At 69.9% G+C, this 2680-nt stretch carries 3 protein-coding genes; 1 reads left to right on the top strand and 2 read right to left on the bottom strand.

The window, feature by feature from the left end:
• Positions 1-256 precede the first annotated feature (256 nt).
• Positions 257-547, top strand: coding sequence for a hypothetical protein (locus tag KME75_RS40805; protein WP_219420348.1), 291 nt, complete (start codon positions 257-259; stop codon positions 545-547).
• Positions 548-1641: 1094 nt separating this feature from the next.
• Here the strand turns inward: KME75_RS40805 and KME75_RS40800 are convergent.
• Positions 1642-1821 (bottom strand): hypothetical protein, encoded by a 180-nt coding sequence (locus KME75_RS40800; protein WP_219420347.1) that lies wholly within the window; start codon positions 1819-1821, stop codon positions 1642-1644.
• Positions 1822-2112: 291 nt separating this feature from the next.
• A complete protein-coding gene (locus KME75_RS40795; RefSeq protein ID WP_219420346.1) occupies positions 2113-2463 on the bottom strand; it encodes an IS3 family transposase in 351 nt (116 codons plus the stop codon).
• Positions 2464-2680 lie beyond the last annotated feature (217 nt).

Here is a 2680-nt window from a genome sequence, read left to right as displayed (position 1 = left end):
CCCCAGGGCTGCAGCGGGCCGGTGCACGACGGGCAGGTCAGCGTTCCGCTGGCGAGGTCGGTCTCGGCCTGGCCGGGGTCGGCGATGCCGATCATCGAGTCGGGGTGGGGGCACGGCGCACGAGCGTCGTCTACCAGGCCCGCAGCCGCCAGGGGTCAGCTGGTGTGGGCTACGTCCCCCGGCGGTGCGCCGCGCCGACAGCGTCGGTCGGGTGGGCTGGGCTCGGCACGATGACGACCGCGGGCGAGGAGCCGGCGTGCCCGATGCTGGGACGGGCCTGTTGATCGTCACGGTGGCGGCGCCGACGGACGCCGTGGACGGGAGCCGTCCGTCGTCACCGTCATGGCGGGAATCGAGCACCAGGTCGGCATCCTCAGTGGCGGTCAACACCTTCGCCGCCCCGGCGTCCGGCAAGTCCTCCACAGCCACAGCGGCGTGGACCCCGGACGTGTTCGGCGCACTGTCGGGAGCTGCAAGCGTGATCGATGCGCCGCAGGGTGGGCAGGCCACGGCGGCCGGCTGGGTCGGTACCGGGCTCGACTCGTAGGCGATCCGACGGATTCGGGGTGTCTGCTCGCTGCGGCTGGTCATGCTTGGCTCCCGACATCCGGGCCTGTTGGCCTGTCCCCTTGGGGTGGCGGGGCGCTGTCCCCCGCCGCCGCAAGGCGTCCCAGCACGGCCGGGGAGGCTCGCGGTCAGGGGCGGCCCGCAGGGCCGTCGTGTAGCGACGCGGAGCGCAGCGCAGCGCCCATGACGGTGAGTGAGGCCGTGCTAAGCCAAGGGCCGACAGGCCCCGCCGAAGGCGGGCCATCGGGGTTATTTGGCCGGCGCGGCCTTGAGTGCAAACCCCACCGCGCCACGACTGCCGCTCGGATCACCGGTCCGCTCGGCGTGGTCGGCGTCCTGGTGCTTCCTTTGGGTACACGAGTGCGGAACGTGGCAATTGGACACCGAACCCTGCAGAGGTCGCCCTCCCGATGAACGGATTCCTCCTGGTCCTGGCTCTGGCTGCGCTTCCGGCGGTCGGGAACTTCCTACAGCCATGTCCTGGCGTGAGAACGGCATCGACGACCCCGCTACCGCGACCCAAGTCCTGCGTGAGCACCTGATCAGTGTCTACGACGAGTTCTTCGACTCCTACGCGCCGCGCTGATCACTGAAGGCCACAGCACGATCGCTGGAAGGCTCCTGGACAGACGCACATCCCTGCACCGCAGCCGTCACACCCAGGCACCCTCGGATTGACACTTGCGGTGATCGGAGGTCTCGCGGCGCGGGCTCGTCAATGCCCGGCTGAGGCCCGCGGTATGCAGGCCAGGTTTTCCGGCGCACCCAGCGAAGCTGGTCAAAGCTGGAGCCGCACGTCGGGATCGAACCGACGACCTACTGTTCGCAAGACGGTCCGTCGACGGACTCCATGGCCTCTACCTGCAACCTCAGCGGTCCTGCTCGCGTCCACGGGACCTCGGCTAACCGGAGCCCCCGTCACTCCTCGTCGTCGGCCGATGTCCGAAGCAGCCGGACGGGCCCGCCGTCTGCGAGTTGATCGTCTGCCCCATGATCCAGCGGACCCTCTCGCGGAGAGCTGCGTCTGATCGAGCTGGTTCGGCTGCCGGTCCCGGTCGAGTCGGCATCCGTCGCTCAGGACCGGGGTGCCGTGGGCAGCGCGTCCGCTTGGACGTGGTGGGCGAGCGCGGCGAGCGCGGCGGCGAGCCAGCGCTGCTCCTGGTCGTCGCGGCAGCGCGCGGTCACGTCCTCCACGGCCCGGGTCAGCCCGGGTAGCGCGTCGATCACGAGGTCGGGCGCTGGTTCGAAATCCAAGCCTCGGTCTGCAGCCACGCGCTCGAGTAACTCGAGGACGGGCGCCGGCGACCGCTCCGGGGTTGTCGGGTCGGGCGGCTGAGTCGGCATGTGCTGCATCGTGCCCCGCCATCCGACCAGGACGGAGGGATTCATCCACAGCCCTCCGCGTTGTCCACATCCCTGGCCGGGAGCGGCGACGACATCTGCCGGGTCACAGGATGCGAAGCGCGACACACTGCCAGCCGGCGCGGCGGTGCTCGAACCGTGCCGCGACCGCCCGGGGCCGACCGTTGACTGAAGTGACCCCCGTCAGCCGGACACCTCGTTCTGTGTCGTGATCTGCTGTTCGTAGGCGGCGGGGCTGAGGTTGCCCAGTCGGGAGTGCCGGCGCAAGGGGTTGTAGAAGCCCTCGATGAAGGAGAACATCTCCATCTCCAGTTCGTGGCGGGTCGGCCAGGCCCGCCGGTAGATCATCTCTTCCTTGAGCGTGGCGAAGAAGCTCTCGGCCATCGCATTGTCGAACGCGTCGCCGATGCTGCCCATCGAGGCGACCACGCCGCTGGTGCGCAGCGTGCGGCCGAAGTCGATCGAGGTGTACTGGACGCCGTGGTCGCTGTGGTGGATCAGTCCGGCGACGGGTCTGCGCTGCTGCAACGCCATGCCCAGGGCGTCGAGGACCAGCTCCCACGCAGGTGATCAGCCATCGCCCAACCGACCACGCGGCGGGTGCAGGCGCCGATGACCACGGCGGGTAGAGGAAGCCCTCCCAGGTGCGCAGGTAGGAGATGTCGGCCACCCAGAGCCGGTCCGGGTGATCGGCGACGAACTGCCGCTTGACCAGGTCCGGGGCGACTGAGCCGGCGCCGAGACGGGTGCG

The sequence above is a fragment of the Pseudonocardia nigra genome (genome assembly GCF_019396355.1).
In the GTDB taxonomy this organism is placed as follows: Bacteria; Actinomycetota; Actinomycetes; order Mycobacteriales; family Pseudonocardiaceae; genus Pseudonocardia; species Pseudonocardia nigra.
The sequence above is the reverse complement of the archived record's forward strand: the minus strand, read 5'-3'. Positions and strand labels throughout refer to the sequence as shown.

Excerpts from the sequence above, each read along its gene's own strand:
- KME75_RS40795 (WP_219420346.1), bottom strand. The coding sequence starts at position 2,463 with ATGGCGTTGCAGCAGCGCAGACCCGTCGCCGGACTGATCCACCACAGC.